At 58.6% G+C, this 18,291-nt stretch carries 19 protein-coding genes; 16 read left to right on the top strand and 3 right to left on the bottom strand.

The window, feature by feature from the left end:
• Positions 1–148 precede the first annotated feature (148 nt).
• From C3938_RS03430 to C3938_RS03445, 4 genes are all read left to right on the top strand, one after another.
• A complete protein-coding gene (locus C3938_RS03430; protein ID WP_105101839.1) occupies positions 149–1,096 on the top strand; it encodes a D-2-hydroxyacid dehydrogenase in 948 nt (315 codons plus the stop codon).
• Between the two features lie 108 nt (positions 1,097–1,204).
• Entirely contained in the window at positions 1,205–1,501 is a 297-nt protein-coding gene (locus tag C3938_RS03435; protein WP_105101840.1) for a DUF883 family protein, read from the top strand.
• Positions 1,502–1,590: 89 nt separating this feature from the next.
• Positions 1,591–2,070, top strand: coding sequence for a hypothetical protein (locus C3938_RS03440; RefSeq protein WP_158681549.1), 480 nt, complete (start codon positions 1,591–1,593; stop codon positions 2,068–2,070).
• 16 nt (positions 2,071–2,086) lie between these two features.
• Positions 2,087–2,296, top strand: coding sequence for a hypothetical protein (locus tag C3938_RS03445; RefSeq protein ID WP_105101842.1), 210 nt, complete (start codon positions 2,087–2,089; stop codon positions 2,294–2,296).
• A 4-nt stretch (positions 2,297–2,300) separates the two neighbouring features.
• On the opposite strand, the gene C3938_RS03450 is transcribed toward C3938_RS03445, so the two are convergent.
• Positions 2,301–3,671 carry a nitrate- and nitrite sensing domain-containing protein gene (locus C3938_RS03450; RefSeq protein WP_158681550.1) on the bottom strand — a complete coding sequence of 457 codons (1,371 nt, stop codon included), beginning with the start codon at positions 3,669–3,671 and terminating at the stop codon, positions 2,301–2,303.
• 482 nt (positions 3,672–4,153) lie between these two features.
• Here C3938_RS03450 and C3938_RS03455 point away from each other — a divergent pair, with 482 nt between their 5' ends.
• The 4 genes from C3938_RS03455 (at position 4,154) to C3938_RS03470 (ending at position 8,273) form a co-directional block, all read left to right on the top strand.
• On the top strand, positions 4,154–5,002 hold the full coding sequence (locus tag C3938_RS03455) for a formate/nitrite transporter family protein (protein WP_105101844.1): 849 nt from the start codon (positions 4,154–4,156) through the stop codon (positions 5,000–5,002).
• Between the two features lie 41 nt (positions 5,003–5,043).
• Positions 5,044–6,774 carry a bifunctional protein-serine/threonine kinase/phosphatase gene (locus C3938_RS03460; RefSeq protein ID WP_105101845.1) on the top strand — a complete coding sequence of 577 codons (1,731 nt, stop codon included), beginning with the start codon at positions 5,044–5,046 and terminating at the stop codon, positions 6,772–6,774.
• Between the two features lie 31 nt (positions 6,775–6,805).
• On the top strand, positions 6,806–7,255 hold the full coding sequence (gene cynS / locus C3938_RS03465; protein ID WP_105101846.1) for a cyanase: 450 nt from the start codon (positions 6,806–6,808) through the stop codon (positions 7,253–7,255).
• Positions 7,256–7,385: 130 nt separating this feature from the next.
• Positions 7,386–8,273 (top strand): NAD-dependent protein deacetylase, encoded by an 888-nt coding sequence (locus tag C3938_RS03470; RefSeq protein WP_105101847.1) that lies wholly within the window; start codon positions 7,386–7,388, stop codon positions 8,271–8,273.
• Between the two features lie 181 nt (positions 8,274–8,454).
• Here the strand turns inward: C3938_RS03470 and yghU are convergent, their stop codons facing one another.
• Together yghU and C3938_RS03480 are read right to left on the bottom strand one after the other, a co-directional pair.
• The gene (gene yghU, locus C3938_RS03475) at positions 8,455–9,333 is read right to left on the bottom strand and encodes a glutathione-dependent disulfide-bond oxidoreductase (RefSeq protein ID WP_105101848.1); all 879 of its coding nucleotides are present in this window, start codon (positions 9,331–9,333) and stop codon (positions 8,455–8,457) included.
• A 60-nt stretch (positions 9,334–9,393) separates the two neighbouring features.
• Entirely contained in the window at positions 9,394–9,864 is a 471-nt protein-coding gene (locus C3938_RS03480) for a GNAT family N-acetyltransferase (protein ID WP_105101849.1), read from the bottom strand.
• Between the two features lie 193 nt (positions 9,865–10,057).
• Between C3938_RS03480 and C3938_RS03485 the strand changes: the two genes are divergently transcribed.
• From C3938_RS03485 to C3938_RS03520, 8 genes are all read left to right on the top strand, one after another.
• Entirely contained in the window at positions 10,058–11,275 is a 1,218-nt protein-coding gene (locus tag C3938_RS03485; RefSeq protein ID WP_105101850.1) for a hypothetical protein, read from the top strand.
• Entirely contained in the window at positions 11,275–12,162 is an 888-nt protein-coding gene (locus C3938_RS03490; RefSeq protein ID WP_158681551.1) for a hypothetical protein, read from the top strand. The genes C3938_RS03485 and C3938_RS03490 overlap by 1 nt, the downstream gene beginning before the upstream one ends.
• 252 nt (positions 12,163–12,414) lie before the next feature.
• A complete protein-coding gene (gene rsxA / locus C3938_RS03495) occupies positions 12,415–12,990 on the top strand; it encodes an electron transport complex subunit RsxA (RefSeq protein WP_105101852.1) in 576 nt (191 codons plus the stop codon).
• An 11-nt stretch (positions 12,991–13,001) separates the two neighbouring features.
• The gene (gene rsxB / locus C3938_RS03500; RefSeq protein WP_105101853.1) at positions 13,002–13,610 is read left to right on the top strand and encodes an electron transport complex subunit RsxB; all 609 of its coding nucleotides are present in this window, start codon (positions 13,002–13,004) and stop codon (positions 13,608–13,610) included.
• A complete protein-coding gene (gene rsxC / locus C3938_RS03505) occupies positions 13,607–15,784 on the top strand; it encodes an electron transport complex subunit RsxC (protein ID WP_105101854.1) in 2,178 nt (725 codons plus the stop codon). Before rsxB ends, rsxC begins: the two co-directional genes overlap by 4 nt.
• A 24-nt stretch (positions 15,785–15,808) precedes the next feature.
• Positions 15,809–16,861, top strand: a complete 1,053-nt coding sequence (gene rsxD / locus C3938_RS03510; RefSeq protein ID WP_105101855.1) for an electron transport complex subunit RsxD — start codon at positions 15,809–15,811, stop codon at positions 16,859–16,861.
• Complete coding sequence (gene rsxG / locus C3938_RS03515; protein WP_105101856.1) at positions 16,861–17,559, top strand: electron transport complex subunit RsxG; 699 nt, start codon at positions 16,861–16,863, stop codon at positions 17,557–17,559. Before rsxD ends, rsxG begins: the two co-directional genes overlap by 1 nt.
• The gene (locus tag C3938_RS03520) at positions 17,559–18,272 is read left to right on the top strand and encodes an electron transport complex subunit E (protein ID WP_105101857.1); all 714 of its coding nucleotides are present in this window, start codon (positions 17,559–17,561) and stop codon (positions 18,270–18,272) included. The genes rsxG and C3938_RS03520 overlap by 1 nt, the downstream gene beginning before the upstream one ends.
• Positions 18,273–18,291 lie beyond the last annotated feature (19 nt).

Here is an 18,291-nt window from a genome sequence, read left to right on the forward strand (position 1 = left end):
CTGAACTCGCTCAGAACTACGACCGGGCGGCCCTCGGGGGCAATTTTCTGCTCCACAACCTCATCGGCAATCGTTCCGCAGAAAACAGCCCCTGAGGGCCTTAGCGAAGATTTCTGTGGCCCGAAAAGGCAGAAAAAGGAATTAATCCATGCGCGGTGTTTTTCTCGATACACTCACCATGAAGCCGGAAGAGCTGGATATTTCCGCGTTGGAACATCTGCTCGATCACTGGGATTTTTTCGAAACGACATCGCCAGACCAAACCGCTGCGCGCATTGCCAAAGCCGATGTGGTCATCACCAATAAAGTCGTCCTCGATCGCCCCCTGATCGACAACGCCCCCAACCTCAAACTCATCTGCGTTTGCGCCACCGGCACCAACAACATCGACCTCGCGGCCGCCGCTGAAAAAAACATCCCGGTCAAAAATGTCACCGGCTACACCGGCACGTCCCTGGCGCAACACACCATCGCACTGCTGCTGGCGCTGGCCACCCGCTGGTACACATACAACGAAGATGTGAAGAACGGGCGCTGGAGCCAGTCGCCGATTTTCTGCCGGCTGGATTACCCGGTGATGGAGCTCGCGGGAAAAAATCTCGGTATTATCGGCTGCGGGGATCTCGGCAAAAAAGTCGCGGCGCTCGGGCAAGCGCTGGGGATGAACCTCCTGATCGCGCAATCCGCCACCAGTGAAGAAAAGTCCGGCCGCGTGTCACTGGAAACAATGCTTGCTGAATCCGATGTCATCAGCCTGCACTGCCCGCTCACCGAGCAGAACAGCAAAATGGTGAACCGCGAGTTTCTCGCGGCCATGAAGGACTCCGCGTTTCTGATCAATACCGCCCGCGGCGGTCTGGTCGATGAGAAGGCACTGGCGGAAGCATTGCGGCGCGGTGTCATTGCCGGTGCGGCGCTGGATGTATTGAGCACCGAACCACCGCCCGCGGATCACCCCCTGCTCGCAACGGACATTCCCAACCTGATCATTACCCCCCACAATGCGTGGATCAGCCGGGAGAGCCGTCAGCGCTTACTTGACGGCGTGGTCCGCAATATTCAGGACTGGCTGAATACAAATTCCAGGAACATCTAGTCACGAGCGCGCTGATACCGATTAGACCCAACGCCTCTAAATCGCTCTGATTCCTCAAAAGCGAGCCTAGCATTCAAGTTCACCTTGAGTCTCTCCGAGGATATCGTTATGGCAAGCGCAAAGTCTCCCAACAGCGGTTCCGGTCTCCATTCCGGCCGGGAAAAGCTCCGCCAGGCCTATAACCTGGCCGGTGAAGCGGCCCACGATACCGCTGAGCACATGAAAACCCGCGCCCGCGAAACTGCGGATCACATGAAGGCCCGCACGCGGGATTCCGTGGAGAAGGGGCGGCAACGGGCACACGACGTAGCCGAGCGCGCGGAGAATTCCATCAAGGCCCATCCCCTGGTCAGTGTTGGCTGCGCCTTCGCGGCCGGATGGCTGATTGCGAAAATCCTCAAGTAGACTCTTAGATTCTCGCGATTCAGTCTCATGCACAATTTCCGTGAGCAACCTGGACTTAGGGACAATGGTGTAATGGTGGAGTTCGATTGATGGCCGCAGCAGACGAATCAGGGAAACAGCATTCCGAAGACGCCGCACCGGACTACACCGTCCCTCCCTCTCCCGGAGCGCATTCGCTGCACGAGGAGATGGCAGCATTGGTGGATCGCGCGGAAGCGACCATGACGCTGGCCACCGCGTGGACGGAAAATCTGACCCGCCTGGTGCAGCTGGAGTTCCAGCGTACCCTAGCCGCCGGCAAGCGCATCGCAGCCTTACTGCTACTGGTCTTCTTTCTCGCCATCGCCCTGATTATCAGCCTCTGTGCCGGGCTGGGAGTGCTGGGGTATTACGTTTTTCACTCCGTGTATATTGCCTTTGGCATTTTTCTGCTGGCACAGCTGCTGATCATCGGCGGCATGCTGTTGTCCGCGCACCGGCTGCGCCGGCTGCTGGGCTTTGAAGAAAGTCGTAAACAGGCGAGAGAGGCGATCGACGATGTCACTGCGCTCTTTAAGTCGACAGATTGAAAATCGCGGAAATGAAATGGCGAGGCAGCGCCGCTGCGCCGTGGCCCTTATGCACCAGCAAAAAGTTCAAGGTATCGCACAGGCGCGCAAAATCCCTCTGCCCCTGGCTCTGGGTGTTGCCTTTGTCGGCGGCTTCCTACTACAGAACTTTTTTGCGACACCGGCCCCGAGAACACTGCTGAACTGGTATCTCACCTACCAGGCATTCATCAGTGGGACGAGATAATCGTTTACACCGTCGCTAACCGTGCTTCCGGAGTGGGCCGCATCTGATCGGAGTCATCACCGGAGACTTCCGGCGTTCGCCCACCAATCTGCAGGATTTTTTCCGCAACCTCGGCAAGTTTCAGATTCATTTCCATCGCGCGGACCTGCATGGTCCGATAGGCGTCTTCTTCGCTCAATTTCAGGCTGCGCATCAGCAGGCCCTTGGCCCGTTCCACCAGTTTTCGCTCGCTAAGCGCACGGCGGGTCTGCTCCAGCTCCTCGCTCACCCGGTGAATGTGCGCCACCTGAGCACGGATCAGTTCATATAGGGAATGCGTCAGGTTCTGCCCCGGCAACGACGGCACCACCGCACTCGATGGGCGTCCATACAACCCGGGCAATTCAGGATCAAACAGTACCGTGAGTGCAGGTCGCTGCGCCCACTCCGAGGACTTCATCTGCTGCAGCTGCGCATAGTGGTGCCCCAGTTCCGCCTGGGATTCCGCCACCCGTCTGCGGATGACACTCAGTAGGCGCGCTGCCATTTCGTCCTCAAGGCAATGCATGGCATCGATGCGTGCAGTGGCCAGTTCATACCATACCTCGCTGATTTCCGCGGCAATCGGTTCGCCGTCTTTCAATCCGGCGATGACCAGACGCAGGCGCTGAAGATCACAGGATTGCTGACTGCCTTCAATTGAACGCCAATGTGCCTGTTCCCTCTCTCCGGCAAACTGCGCAAACAGCTCCAGACTGCTGCGCTGACAATCCTGCAATTGCGCCAAGCGCCCGTGCAGCTTTTCGTCAAAGCTTGTGCCGGCAAAACCGATCGCGCCCCAGGCGCGCTCCTGTCCGGAAAATTCCTTGGCCTGCATGAGATTGAACATGGCGACGAGCAGACGCGTCACCTCCGGGTCGTCCGCCACATCCGCGGCCTCGAATACCACGGACAACAGGCCGGCAATCAATCGGCAGAATGCATCGGTGGATTCAAGTGCGCTCACCTCAAACGTATCAATGTGGCGGCGCAGGTTGATCAGCTCATCCAGCCCGTGCAGAGAATAGGCAATACTGTTCAGCAGCCGCATATCCCTCGGGTTATCCCCGCGACCGGTCTGCAGGTAGCGATTGCGCAGCAGCTTCCGGAACAGATTCTCGCTTTCTACACAGGCCCGGATCTGCGCCAGTCGTTGTGGAGCAAAGCGGAGGCCGGTGGAGACAAGGTAGATATTGCTGATACCCCGTTCCCGCTGCAGCTGGTGTACCAGATCAGATACCGTAGTCACCAGTTCACAACTGCCCACCAGCCGCTCCAGCGCCCGGATTTCCGCGCGCTTGGCGGCCAGCAGGAATTTTTCCGCATCGTCGCTGTGTTGGGGTAAAGGATTGGACATGGCTGCATTTCCGCAAATGACTGGGATACACAACTCCAGCAATAAATATTCCACCCGGGATACTCCGTAAACAAGTTCAGCCGCACCAACTGTGGGCACACCCTGCGGAGCGCACCAGATTGAGGCGAACCTCACCAAAGCGTGAGAGATAAAACCATGCACCACCCAGATGTCGCGCATGGATGAACCGTTCCACAAAGGCAAAATGGGTCGCGGTGTAAAAGTTGGCACCGAGATTGCTTTTGTTATCGGGGTAAGGATACCGCGCACCAGCCACCAGTATCGGTGCGGGTCTTACCGGGCACTGCGCCCACGACAATTCGAATACTCTGGATAAAGGCGTCCATCACTTTCCGGCAGCAACCGGTTTGTGTGGGCGCTTTTTTTGTGCCCCGGATTTTCCCCTCGATCACAGCAGAACGTCGAGGGGCGATCCAGCACAGCGGGAATGCCGATCCTCGAACACACGACAGGTGATCACTATGGCTTATCTCATCCCAACCGAATTCGTGACCAAAATGGTCGATGCGGGAGAATCCAAAATCTACATGTCCACCCGCGACACGCTGGTGCGCGCCTATATGGCCGGTGCGATCCTCGCGCTCGCGGCAGTATTTGCCGTGACAGTTGCCGTGGCCACGGGCTCGCACCTGATCGGTTCGATTCTTTTCCCGGTGGGTTTCTGCATGCTTTACCTGATGGGGTTCGATCTATTGACCGGCGTGTTTGTGCTCACACCGCTGGCACTGCTGGACAAGCGCCCTGGGGTTACCGTACAGGGCGTGTTGCGCAACTGGGGGCTGGTGTTTGTGGGCAACTTTGCCGGCGCACTGACGGTAGCGACCATGATGGCGTTCGTCTTCACCATGGGCTTCAACACCGAAGCCGGTGCCGTGGGCGAAAAACTCGCATCCGTGGGGGAAGCACGCACCCTCGGTTACGCGGAGTATGGTGCCGCCGGCTGGTTCACCATTTTCCTGCGCGGCATGCTGTGTAACTGGATGGTGTCCATGGGCGTGGTGGGTGCGATGATCTCCACCCATGTGAGCGGCAAGGTACTGGCGATGTGGATGCCGATCATGCTGTTCTTCTTTATGGCCTTCGAGCACTCCGTGGTGAACATGTTTCTGTTCCCCTTCGCGATCATGATGGGCGGCGACTTCTCGGTGATGGATTACCTGATCTGGAATGAAATCCCCACCGCACTGGGCAACCTGGTGGGCGGCCTCGCCTTCACCGGTCTCACCCTCTACAGCACCCACTACAAAACCGCGCCGAAACGCCAACTGACCGCAGCGAGCGGCAGCACAGGCAAACAAGCACTGGCCTGATAACCTCACAAAGCCCCGCAACCGCGGGGCTGATTTTATCCATGAACAGCACACTGACACTGGACATTGGCCAGCACAGCAGCGCCGGCCTCAAAGCGGAAAACCAGGACAGCTGCGGGGCACGCCTGCCGGCGGAGCCGCAGCTCGGTCTGAAAGGCGCGACCTTTGCCATTGCCGACGGTATCAGCTCGAGTCCGGTGAGCGCCGCGGCCAGTGAAACCGCGGTAAAAAGCTTTATCGACGACTACTACTGTACCTCCGATGGCTGGAGTGTGCAGAGCGCCGCGGAGCAGGTACTGAAAGCCACCAACGCCTGGCTCTACGGCCAGACCCGACAGAGTCCCTACCGCTATGACAAAGACAAGGGTTACGTCTGCACCTTCAGCGCCGTCATTCTGCATGGCAACGAGGCGCATCTGTTTCACCTCGGCGATTCGCGGATTTACCGGCTGCGCCATGGCAGCCTGGAACAACTCACCCACGATCATCGCGTGTGGCTGGGCGAGCAGAACAGCTATCTGAGCCGAGCGCTCGGTGTGAAACCCCAGCTGGAGATCGACTACCGTCGCGAAACGCTGGAATCCGGTGACCTGTTTATTCTCAGCACCGACGGTGTGCACGAATCCCTCTCGCAGCAGACACTGATCGAACATATCGAGCAGCAGAAAGACTGCCTCGACAAAGCCGCAAAAAACCTGGTGGCCGCAGCGCTCGCCAATGGCAGTAACGACAATCTCACGGTGCAACTGGTGAGGGTCAACCGTGTGCCAGAGGCAAAGCCCGAGCTTGTAGAGCAGGCTGGCACCCTGCCGCTGCCACCGTTGCTGAACAGCGGCGATGAATTCGACGGTTACGTCATCGAGCGCGAAATTCACGCAAGCAGCCGCAGCCATGTATATCTTGCCACCGACCGCTCCAGCGGCCGCCGGGTAATTCTGAAAACGCCCTCCATCGATCTCTCCGACAACCCGGCTTATCTCGAGCGCTTACTGAGGGAAGAGTGGGTGGCCCGGCGTGTGAACAGCGCTCATGTGGTGCGCGCGGCGACCACCCACCGTCCGCGGAATTTTCTCTACACCGCGATGGAGGTGGTGGAGGGGCAGACACTGCAGCAGTGGATGACGGACAACCCGGATCCCGGCCTCGAAGCCGTGCGCGGTATCGTCGAGCAGATCGCGCGGGGCCTGCAGGCGCTGCACCGGGCGGAAATCCTGCACCAGGATCTGCGCCCGGAAAATATAATGATCAGCTGCGCCGGCACCGTCACTCTGATTGATCTCGGTTCCGCGCGCGTCGCCGGTATCGCGGAGGCCGCGGAAGAAAATGGCCAGCTGATTCTCGGCACGGCACTCTACAGCGCGCCGGAATATTTTCTCGGCGACGGGGGCACGCCGCGTTCGGACCTGTTTTCCCTCGCGGTGCTCACCTATCACCTGCTCTCGGGGGAATTCCCCTACGGCACCCAGGTGGCCCGCTGCCATACCGTGGCCGCGCAGCACAAGCTGCGCTACCGCAGTGTGCTGAGCGAGTCCCGCGCGATTCCCGCATGGATCGACGCCACCCTTAAAAGAGCACTGCAACCGAACCCGCTGCGCCGCCACGAGGCGCTGTCGGAATTTGTGTACGAACTGCGCCACCCGAATCCCGAATACCGGACCGCCACCCGTCCGCCTTTGATGGAGCGTTACCCGGTGCGTTTCTGGCAGTCGGTGAGTGGCGTTCTACTGCTCGTTATCGTTTATCTGTTGAGCCTGATTTCCAGCGCGATCTGAAATTAAAAACCGTCACTCAAGGAGAAATGCCATGATCAGCAATCGCCAGCAAGTTACCGAAATGATCCTCGCCGCCAAGGTCCAGAAGGACCTGAAATGGTCCCAGGTGGCCGATGCCATCGGCCTGTCGAAGGAGTGGACCACCGCCGCCTGCCTGGGGCAGATGACCTTCAACAAACAACAGGCCGAAATTGTCGGCGAACTGTTTGACCTGAATGACGAGGCCATCGCCTGGCTGCAGATCGTACCCTACAAAGGCTCGCTGCCCACTGCGGTGCCCACGGACCCGCTGATCTACCGCCTGTACGAACTGGTGAGCGTGTACGGCACCACTATCAAGGAGCTGATTCACGAGGAGTTCGGCGATGGCATTATGAGCGCCATCGATTTCTCCATGGATATCCAGCGCGAAGAGGATCCCAAGGGCGACCGCGTGAATATGGTGATGTCCGGCAAATTCCTGCCCTACAAATCCTACTGAACCATTGAAATTGCCCTGACGCTGGCGGCCGCTGTGCCGCCGGCGTCACACGGTGTCATACTGGCGCAACCTCCCGCTGCCAGACTCGCTACAATACCGGTCCCGAAACCTTTCCGAATCGGCCCGAACCATGAGTCTGAGCACGCTTTCCTCCTCTCCCTCACCCAATGAAAACGCGGTTGCCGATACCGGGTTATCCACGGATCTGGCTGCACAGCAACTGGCAGACTTCATTCGCCGTTATCCGCGGCTTACGGTGCTGACCGGAGCCGGTGTGAGCACGGATTCCGGCATTCCCGATTACCGCGACCGCAACGGTCAGTGGAAGCGCAAGCCGCCGGTGGATCATCGCGACTTTATGGCGAGCTCGGCGACCCGCCAGCGCTACTGGGGGCGCGCGTTGATCGGCTGGCCGGTAATCCGCAATTCGGCGCCGAACCCGGCGCATTTTCATTTGGCAGAGCTGGAGCGCCGCGGGCATATCCAGTTGTTGATTACACAGAATGTGGATCGGCTGCATCAGCGTGCGGGCAGTGCGAGGGTGATCGATCTGCACGGGCGCGCGGATGAGATCCGATGTATGGCCTGCGATTACCGGGCGATGCGGCAGGTGGTGCACGATCGCAGTTACGACCTGAATCCGGATTTCCGCCACTACACGGCGGAGACGGCGCCGGATGGGGATGCGGATCTGGAGGTGGATTTCAGCAGCTTCCGGGTGGCGGATTGTCCGGATTGCTCGGGCATCCTCAAGCCGGATGTGGTGTTTTTTGGGGACAATGTGCCGAAGGAGCGGGTGCAGTTGGCGATGGATGCGCTGCGGGCGAGTGATGGGCTGCTGGTGGTGGGTTCTTCGTTGATGGTGTATTCGGGGTTCCGGTTTTGTCGTTATGCGAAGGAGTGGGGCAAGCCGATCGCGGCGTTGAATTTTGGCAAGACGCGGGCGGATGATTTGATAGATCTGAAATTGAGTGCGGGGATTGGGGAGACGTTGGCTGCTACTCTATCGCTTCTCTAAGGCTCCGATAACTTCGTAAGATACTTTGGCAGCGGCCGGTCACTGGGCCGGACATTTCAAAGCCGCTGTGAATACCCGCAAGCGGGCCCGGCCGCGCCATCGCGGCGCCTTCGGCCCCTGTTTCCGACAGTTTTGAAATGTCCGGCCCTGAGCCCGTCCTGCGCTTTACAGAGTAAAATTCTTAATTACCTTCTGATTCACCAATCTTGTCTTGCGTGCGCAATTCGAAGTCACTTGCGTCATGCCGCTCGTGCAATTGCTCAGCAGGCTCCCCCCAGGTCCGGTTCACCATTTTTCCACGCTGTACCGCAGGCCTCGCCGCAATCTCGTCTACCCAGCGAATGACATTTCTGTAGGTATGCGCTTCAAGGAATTCTGCCGCCTCGTACGCCTGGTTTTTCGCCACCGCGCCATACCAGGGCCAAATGGCCATGTCGGCGATGGTGTACTCCTTTCCCGCCACAAATTGATGCTGCGCGAGCTGGCGGTCGAGGACGTCGAACTGGCGTTTGACTTCCATGGTGTAGCGGTTGATCGGGTATTCGTATTTTTCCGGTGCGTAGGCGTAGAAGTGGCCAAAACCGCCGCCAAGGAATGGCGCGGCACCCATTTGCCAGAAAAGCCAGTTGAGGGTTTCGGTGCGCTGTTCCGGGGTGTGCGGGAGGAAGGCGCCGAATTTTTCCGCCAGATACAGGAGGATGGAACCGGATTCGAATACACGGATTGGCGGGGTGGTACTGTGGTCCACCAGAGCGGGGATTTTGGAGTTGGGGTTGATGTCGACGAAGCCGCTGCTGAACTGGTCGCCTTCCATGATGCGGATCAGGTGAGCGTCGTACTCAGCGCCTTCGTGCCCCAGTTCCAGCAATTCTTCCAGCATGATGGTGGCTTTCACGCCATTGGGTGTGGCCAGTGAGTAGAGCTGCATGGGGTGTTTGCCCACGGGCAGCTCTTTGTCATGGGTGGGACCAGCGATGGGACGGTTGATATTGGCGAACTGGCCGCCGCTTTCCGCATCCCACTTCCAGACCTTTGGGGGCGTGTAGTTGTTGTCAGACATTGAAACGACTCCTGATGTTTCCCGTGAGATCCACCTTAGTTTTGGGGCGGAATCGGGCAGTTAAAGGGCGAGCGTTAAAAACAGGCTGTTCGGGTCTTCTTTGTAGTTGGCGAACGGAGAACAGGGCTCGAAGCCAAAGCGCTGGTACAGACGATGCGCTTGCCTGAAGAATGCCATCGAACCGGTTTCGAGACTCAGACGTGTATATCCTCGCCTTTTCGCCTCTTCAATGAGATGCTGCAACATAGCACTGCCAACACCCCTGCCCCGCGCATCCGCGCCGGTGCGCATGGATTTTATCTCAGCGTGGACTGCCGAGAGTTCTTTCAGTGCCCCGCAGCCGACCAGAGCACCGTCACAATACACTGACCAGAAGGTAATCTCCGGATGGCGCAGTCCGTCCAGGTCCAGCGCGTGTTTGCTTTCAGGAGGCGAGGTCGCGCGCATATCGTCGATATGGGCCTGTAAAAAAGCCGCGATTTCTGGCCCGGCCAAATTATCCAGAACAATTTTGAGATTTCCACAAGACATTCGAATGCATTTCCTGAAGGCCAATAATTTGGGCCTATCGTACCAATTTAATTTTTTTCTCCAAGCAGATTTACCCACCAAAACAGGACGTAATCAGTAGATACAGCAGACTCGATTCGATAGACTCCGGCACAGGCTCGAAATCGGATTTCAACGAGCATTGTTCCAGCACTTGATCAAAAGGAAACAGCGGATGTTTTCCAACACTCCCATTAAGCGCGAACTGCGTATCGCCGGCAATCACTCCGGCAAACCCGTCACAGTCACTCCCCAGGCAGAGCCCATCTACCACGAACTGGTCAAACTTGCCCGCCGCGGCAACCACTGGGCCCAGATCACCGTCAACGCAATCAATCAGCTGGCTTCAGGCCGCCTGCACCAGAACAATATCTTTATCAAACCCAGCGCCATGAACAAAGGTGGTACAGAAGAGTTTGTAATGATCCTGCCGGGTTGCAAGGTGACAGTAGAGAAACTGGAGAGAGATGGGTTCCGGATTCTGTTTTTTGAGGCGGATCTGAATTATGGGGAGTTGATTGATAGAGAGCTAAAGCCCGGCCTTTATAGTGCAAAAAAAGTGGCGGGCGAATGGCTGGCTAAGCTAAGGAAGAGCGGCAAGATTGAACCCGATAAGCATCGGGTCATTTCCGTTTGTGATAGCAATCATGAAGATCCAGGTACTGCAGCTGGCACATCCGCCAACAGAATATCTTCCTCTTCATTGTCCGGAGGCGGGGTGACTATTGACAGCGAAGGCTTCGACTTGCATTACACGCCAAGCAAACGGACACTCGGCAGCCTTCGCAACTACAGGGATGCTATTCGGCCGTTGGAAAATCAGAAAATTCATGAATCTTCAATCCTGCTCGCGAAAACCATGTATGACGCACGTGAAATCAAGGGAGTACGCTGGATTTCTGAGTTCGGCGGCTCCGCAGTATTAACCCAGGCCATGAAAATCCTTGCCGACCAGAATATTCTGCTAAAGCAGCACTATGTGTTTCTGGTCAACCCTACCACATCACCTAATATTGCCTATAAAGCAGCACAGGCGGCAGGCCTGAATTTCGACCGAAAATTCAGCAGTACTGATATTCTGAATTATGTTGGCAACCGGGATCAGCTGGAAGTTATTCTTAACCGCCTGCGCTACGAAAAGAAAAATTACAGTCTTTCCAAGGCATCTGCAGACGTCCTTGAGCATGCTAGAAGTCTGCAGGGTGCTGGGGCGTTTATGGGGACTCTGGCCGCAACCGCCGGACTTTCGGTCAGCGCCCCGGCTTCCGCGGCCGCATTTCTTACCGCACTTGGTGCGGCAGCGGCCACTGCAATTGGTATAGGAGAAATGGGTAATGCCATGATCAGGGCATGGCTACCTAAATACCATGACAGATTGAAAAGTAAATTCTGATGCTCGACCTTATTAAAAATTCTTCTCTCAAATTAAGAGAATTTGAAGGCACTTGTGTCCCCCGTGGCCCAGCGATTGGAAACGCGCGACCCGTCGTCATTCGTCTACCGCAAGGGCTACTTGGGATAGATCTCCCCAAACACCAACCCATGCGAAATGAAAGTGCCGAAGAGCTGAGAATCGTCAAGGACGTGGAAGCACTTATCGGACATGCTCACAGTACTAATTCAATGCCCAGCCAAAGTTGGGAGCACGCACCCATCGGCAATCGGAAATGGGCTTTTTACGGCCCCTGGTTCAGTGGATTCATGGGGCAGGTGAATTTTCACATCGAAGGCCTGAATCTGGCCAAGCCGAATAGCAAACTCAATTTTTTGCACCCCAATGGTTTTGAAAACGGGGTCTTGGGCTACCTTTCAGCGGTTTGGGGGCACGAGCTTCACGACGAAGCCCAAAGCACTCCGTATTACCAATCCCCCATCGACTGGAAACCAATTCGAATACTGCCGGTACCTGCAGTGCAATTTGACGTTCGGGAGACAGTCACTTCCGGGGCGCGCTACCGCAAAGTGTTTTTCCCTGTATCCCATGACAAGCTGATCCATATTCACTTTTCATACCGCCAAGCCTGTGCTGGCTCTCAAGAAGAAAAAGACCAGAAAATCGATCCAAAACCCATGCAGAACCTGATCGACAACATTATCCGCAGCATCCAGCTTACCCCCTCTCCCCAGCTGGAAGCCGAGCTCGCGGAAATCCGTAAAACCTGCCCGAATCTCAGTGTCAGCCCCGAGTGTGCCCCCTTAAAGTGGCCAGCGGATGTGGACAAGGACGGCATCACCATTCTCGAGTACGACAAACACCGCTACGCAGCACCCGGTCGTTGAGCGGGCCCCATATATCAGTCACGCCACCCGGAGCCTGCACCACAGAGGCGGCTCCGGGCCAGTCATTGTTGATGCCCCTCCGGCGCTCCCCCATAATACCGCCCCGAATTTCAAGCAATGCGTCGCCTGTCGCCAGTAGTCCGCAAGTGCCCTTGCCTGGCGGCTTGCTAGTCTTGCATTGACCGGCGCCCAATTTTTGACCTGCGTCAATCCAGTACCCGGGGTCAGTGCGATGGCCCGAACGGAACGCCTATGACCGAATTTACCGTCATCCTGCTCTCCACCATTCTGGTGAACAACTATGTGCTGGTGCAGTTCCTCGGCCTGTGCCCGTTTATGGGGGTCTCCAACAAGCTGGAGACGGCCATCGGCATGGCGGGGGCCACCACGTTTGTACTGACTCTGGCGGCGATCTGCTCCTACCTGGTGAATACCTACCTGCTCGAACCCTTCGGGATGGAGTATCTGCGCACTATTTCCTTCATTCTGGTGATCGCGGTGGTGGTGCAGTTCGCACGCATGTTCATAGAAAAGACCAGTCCGCTGCTGTACCGGGTGCTGGGGGTCTTCCTTCCTCTTATCACCACCAACTGCGCGGTTCTGGGTGTGGCGCTGCAGAACACCATGAAGGCGAACAATTTTGTGCAGTCCACCCTGTACGGCTTCGGCGCTGCGGTGGGCTTTTCACTGGTACTGATCCTGTTCTCCGCGATGCGCGAGCGTCTGGCGGTGGCGGATGTACCCAAGCCCTTCAAGGGCGCGGCCATCGGGATGATGACGGCGGGGCTGATGTCCCTGGCGTTTATGGGCTTCAGCGGATTGGTGTAAGGGGGGCGACGATGGACTGGTTGTCGGATGTTTCCACGCCACTGCTGATTCTCGGCGGTATGGCCCTGATATTCGGTGCCCTGCTGGGCTTTGCCGCGGTGCGCTTCAAGGTGGAAGGCGATCCCATCGTCGACCAGATCGACGCCCTGCTGCCGCAGACCCAGTGCGGCCAGTGCGGCCACCCGGGTTGCCGCCCCTACGCTGAGGCTATCGCCAATGGTGAGGCCATCAACAAGTGCCCTCCCGGCGGCCAGGCCACCATCAACGAACTGGCGAACCTGCTGGATGTGGAAGCGGTCCCGCTGGATGCCGAGCACGGTGTGGAAGACGTCAAAAAGGTAGCGTTTATCCGCGAAGCGGAGTGCATCGGCTGCACCAAGTGCATCCAGGCCTGCCCGGTGGATGCCATTGTCGGAGCCGCCAAGCAGATGCATACGGTGATCGTGGATGAGTGCACCGGTTGCGACCTGTGCGTGGAACCCTGCCCGGTGGACTGTATCGATATGGTGCCATTGGAAGTCACGCTGCAACGCTGGCACCCGAGCAAACCCAAAGACGGCATCCAATTGATCGCCAGTGACAGACCTGAACTGCACACCGATGACCGGAGTGCCGCATGAGCCACACCGAAGAAAGAATGAGCGCTAGCGAGCGCCGCGCGGCCCGCGAGGCACACCTGATTGCCAGCGAAAAAGCCCGCGACCTGTCCCGCGAGTTAAAGATCAACGATTTCCACGGCGGCATCCATCCACCGGAGAACAAGCACCAGTCTACCGGTGAACCCATCGGCAGTATTCCGCTGGCGGCCGATTTGATTGTGCCACTCAACCAGCACATCGGCGCCACCGCCATACCGCTGGTGAAGCTTGGCGACCAGGTATTGAAAGGCCAGAAAATCGCCGAGGCGGATGGCCCGGTGAGCTGCCCGGTACACGCCCCTTCATCTGGCAAAGTGGTGGCCATCGAGCCCATGGCGGTACCACACCCCTCAGGTATGGAAACGGACTGTATCCAGATCCGCACCGACGGTCGCGATGAATGGTGTGCGCTCACTCCGCTGGAAAACTACGCCGGGTGCGATCACGATGAGCTGCTGGAAAGAATCCGCGACTGCGGCATTGCGGGCATGGGGGGCGCGGGCTTTCCTACAGCGGTGAAGCTGACCCCCCGCGGCAGCGCGGAAATCGACACCCTGATCATCAATGGCACCGAGTGTGAGCCCTACATCACCGCTGACGATATGCTGATGCGCGAGCGCGCGGAAGAGATCATCGGTGGAGTGGAGATCCTTGCTCACCTGCTGGACCAGCCGGAGCGGGTGCTGATCGGCATCGAAGACAACAAACCGGAAGCCATCGCCGCGATGAAGCAGGCCGCGGAGGGCACCCGCTTCCATGTAGTGGTCTTCCCCACCAAGTACCCTTCTGGCGGTGAAAAGCAGCTGATCCAGATTCTCACCGGGCGCGAGGTGCCAAACGAGGGGCTGCCGGCACATGTAGGTATCGTGTGCCAGAACGTGGGTACGGCACGTGCCGTCTACCGCGCTGTCCGGTTTGGCGAGCCGCTGATCAGTCGGGTAACCACGGTGGTGGGTGAGTCCCTCAGTCATCAGCGGAATATCGAGGTGCCGCTCGGTACCCCCATTCGCCATATCCTTGAATGCCATGGCCTAGACCGTAAAAAGCTGCAGCGCATTGTGATCGGCGGACCAATGATGGGATACACCATCGCAGACGAAACCGCGCCGGTGGTGAAAACCACCAACTGTATCCTCGCCCCCACCAACAAGGAGCTGCCGCCGCCACCGCCGGCTCAGGCCTGTATCCGCTGCGGTCTCTGCGCCGAGGTCTGCCCGGCGAGCCTGTTGCCGCAGCAACTGTACTGGTATGCGCGCGCGGAAGACCGCGACAAGTTGCAGGCCTACAACCTGTTTGACTGCATCGAGTGCGGCGCCTGTTCCTATGTCTGCCCGTCGAGCATTCCACTGGTGCAATACTATCGCGCCGCCAAGGGTGACATCCGCGAGGCGCGCGCGGAAAAGGAAAAGGCCGATCGCGCCCGCGAGCGTTTCGAGTACCGCAAGCTGCGTATGGAAAGGGCGGAGCAGGAAAAGGAGGCCAAGCGTCTCGAGCGCAAGAAGGCGGCCGAGGAAGCGCGCAAACTGCGCGAACAGAATGCCGACAGCCAGGAAGCCCAAGCCGCCAGGCAGGAGGCCGATGTGGTGGCCGCGGCGCTCGCCCGGGTAAAAGCCAAACAGGCCGCGCCGGAACAGGTGCTGGCCCGCGCCCAGCGCACGCTCACCAGTGCCGAGCACCGGGTCGAGCGGATGCAGCAGAAGCTGGCGGACGCCGATGACACACAGCGCCCGCAGCTGGAAGCCCAGCTGAAAACCGCTGAACTGAAGTTGAAAGAAGCCCGCGACAAGCTCGCGGAAGCCGAGAAGCAGGTTGCGGCGCACCCCCTTGAGGTCAGTAACCGGGAACCCGCCGCGAAACACGCGCCGGAACCCTCAATTACCGGAGACAAACTCGCCGTGGCCGGTGCTTCATCATCCGCTGCGAGCGCTGCCATCGAGAAGGCCAGGGCCGCGGCCGCCGCACGAGCCAGCATGAGCCCGGAGCAGAAGCTTACCGCGGAAATCGAAGCACTGAAGTCGCGGGTGGAAAAAGCCAGCGCGCGGCTGACAAAGGCCCGCAGTGAAGACGATCCCAACACCGCCGCGTTTGAGAGCGCACTTGCCAAGCTGCAGGAAAAACTGGCGGACAAACAACGTCAGGCCGGCGAGCAGGACTGAAGCAAGGGAAAACAGAGAAATACCATGTCCCTGATGCGAATCACATCTCCCCACGCCCATTCAGGTCAAAGCACGTCCATGGTGATGCTGCAGGTGGCTGCGGCCACTATCCCCGGCGTGCTGGCGCTGGTGATCTACTTTGGCCCCGGGGTTTTGTTCAACATTGCCTTGTGTACGGCCACCGCCCTGGCCTGTGAAGCGGCGGTGATGAAGCTGCGCAGCCGGCCCGCAGGCTTTTATCTGAAAGACTACAGCGCACTGGTCACGGCCCTGCTGCTGGGCATCGCCCTGCCCCCCTACTGTCCCTGGTGGATTCCGGTCATCGGCAGTGCCAGCGCCATTGTGCTCGCCAAGCAGCTCTACGGAGGTATGGGTTATAACCCATTCAACCCCGCCATGGTGGGCTACGTGGTGCTGTTGATCAGCTTTCCGGTGGAGATGACCCGCTGGGCCGGGCCGGCGGAGCTGATCCAGGGCGCGCCGGGATTGGATGAAACCTTCGCACTGATCTTTGGCAACATGAATGTGGACGGCTTTACCCGTGCCACGCCACTGGAAATCGTGCGCCACAACAAGTCCACCATCCTCACCCAACTGTACGAGATGGAACCGGTGTTCAATCACGGTACCCTCGCGGGACTCGGCTGGGAGATGGCCAATGTGGGCTTCCTGCTGGGTGGAGTATTCCTGCTGTTCCGCCGCCTGATCACATGGCACGCGCCAGTGGCCATGCTCGCAACGCTCGCAGTGCTGTCCCTGGCCTTTTACGATGGCGGCAGCTCCCTGAGTGAGGGCTCACCTCTGCTGCACCTGTTCTCCGGCGCCACCATGCTCGGCGCGTTCTTTATCGTGACCGATCCGGTGAGCGGCTGTACCAGCAATAAGGGGCGCTTCATTTTTGGGACCGGCGTCGGCCTGCTGGTGTTCGTGATCCGCGCCTGGGGCGCCTACCCGGATGCTGTAGCCTTCGCAGTGCTGCTGATGAACTTTGCCGCGCCGTTTATCGACAACTACACCCTGCCACGCACCTACGGTCACAAGGCCGCACGCAAGGCAACCGACCTGGAGGAACAGTAATGCTGACGCGCTCCATCGGTATGAATGCGACGGTACTGGCGTTGTTCGCACTAGTGACAGCCGGCACCCTCGCGGTCACCCAGATCACCACCAAAGAGCCCATTGAGCGGGCCATTCGCGAGGCATCCGCGAGAGCCTTGCTGGAGATCCTCCCCATTGACCGTCACAGCAACGACCTGCTGGTGGACACCTACCCCATCCCCAAGCAGTACTGGGCGATGCTCGGACTGAAACAGGGCGGCGATATCAATCTGGCTCGGCAGAGCGATGGCGCCATCGACGCGGTGATTGTTCCCACCGTGGCACCGGACGGTTACTCCGGGCCGATCCAGATGCTGGTGGGGGTCAATCGCGATGGCTCGATCGCCGGCGTGCGAATCACCAACCACGCCGAGACGCCCGGCCTTGGGGACAAGGTGGAAGTAAAGAAAAGTGACTGGGTGTTGTCGTTCAACGGCAAGTCTCTGGACAATCCGGGTCGGGACATGTGGAAGGTACAGAAGGACGGCGGCGCCTTCGACCAGTTCACTGGCGCCACCATCACCCCGCGGGCGGTTGTCAAGCAGGTACGTACCGTTCTCGACTTTGTCGCCGAGCATCAGAACGCGATCTTCAGCGCGCCGGTGTCCAAACGCGCCGTAGAAGTAGAACCACCGCCGGTTGAACAGCCACAGCAGGACCAGGGGGAGAACAACTGATGGCCACCCCGAGCTACCGCGAAATTACCCACAATGGCCTGTGGAAGAACAACCCCGCGCTGGTCCAGCTTCTCGGCCTGTGTCCGCTGCTGGCAGTGACCGGCTCCGTGGTCAATGCCATCGGTCTCGGCCTCGCCACCACTGCGGTACTGGCCTGCTCCAACCTGGCAGTCTCCCTGGTCAGGCATCAGATGCCGGAAACCGTGCGCCTCCCCGCCTCGGTGATGATCATCGCCACCTTCGTAACCTGTGCCGAACTGCTGATGAAGGCCTTTACCTACGAACTTTACCTGGTGCTGGGCATTTTTATTCCGCTGATCGTGACCAACTGTGCGATTCTGGGCCGAGCCGATGCGTTCGCCAGTAAAAATCCCGTGCTGCCCTCGTTATTGGACGGCCTGATGATGGGCGCAGGATTCAGCGCAGTACTGATTGTGATTGGCGCAGCGCGGGAAATCATCGGCCGCGGCACCCTCTTCAGCGACATGGACTTACTGCTCGGCCCCATGGCGGCAAACTGGACACTGCCGGTACTCGGGCAGGATTATTCGGGCTTTCTGGTCGCGGTATTACCCCCGGGCGCATTTCTGGTAGCGGGACTGTTGATTGCCGCCAAGAACGCTATCGACGCGAGTGCAGAGAAGCGCCGCAAGGCTCAGGCCAGCGTAGTGACCGGCAGCAAGCGGGTGAGGACCACCGGTAAAATACAGTAACTCGACCGTCCCACGCTTA

The sequence above is a fragment of the Microbulbifer pacificus genome (genome assembly GCF_002959965.1).
GTDB classification, from domain to species: Bacteria; Pseudomonadota; Gammaproteobacteria; order Pseudomonadales; family Cellvibrionaceae; genus Microbulbifer; species Microbulbifer pacificus_A.